Annotated in this window: 1 pseudogene; it reads left to right on the top strand. The window is 60.7% G+C overall.

Annotated features, from left to right (window positions below):
• Window positions 1-639: pseudogene (locus A3730_RS32225) on the top strand (phospholipase); the annotation flags it as partial.

Here is a 639-nt window from a genome sequence, read left to right as displayed (position 1 = left end):
ACGGGCTCAAATTGCTGGTGGACGATACCTGGGAAAGCGACAACGGTGGCGAGGCCACGCGGCTCAGCCGACAACATATTTTCGACGAATTCTTCCGCTTAATCGGTCAGGCGGAAAAACTCATCGTGGTCGACATGTTCCTGTTCAACGATTTTCAGGGCACTGCCAACGAGAGCGACCGGGCCTTGTCCAGCGAGCTCACCGACGCCTTGCTGGCCCGGCGCGCCAGCCACCCGACAATGCCGATCGTGGTCATCACCGACCCCATCAATACGCTTTATGGCGGGCTCCACAGCAAGCACCTTACGCGCCTGAAGAAAGCCAACATCACCGTCGTCACCACACCTTTGCCGGCACTGCGTGACTCCAACCCCAGCTGGTCCGGCCTGTGGCGGGTATGCTGCCAGTGGCTGGGCAACAACCCGGACAAGGGCTGGCTGCCCAATCCCATGGGGCCGGGACAGGTCTCCCTGCGCAGCTACCTGACACTGCTGAACTTCAAGGCCAATCACCGCAAGACCCTGGTGGTGGACGAAGGTGAACACTGGACCGGCCTGGTCACCTCCGCCAATGCCCACGATGGCAGCAGCGCCCACAGCAATATCGGCTTACGCTTTCAGGGCAATGCGGTCAAAGACC

This window comes from Alcanivorax sp. HI0044 (genome assembly GCF_001634945.1).
The sequence above is the reverse complement of the archived record's forward strand: the minus strand, read 5'-3'. Positions and strand labels throughout refer to the sequence as shown.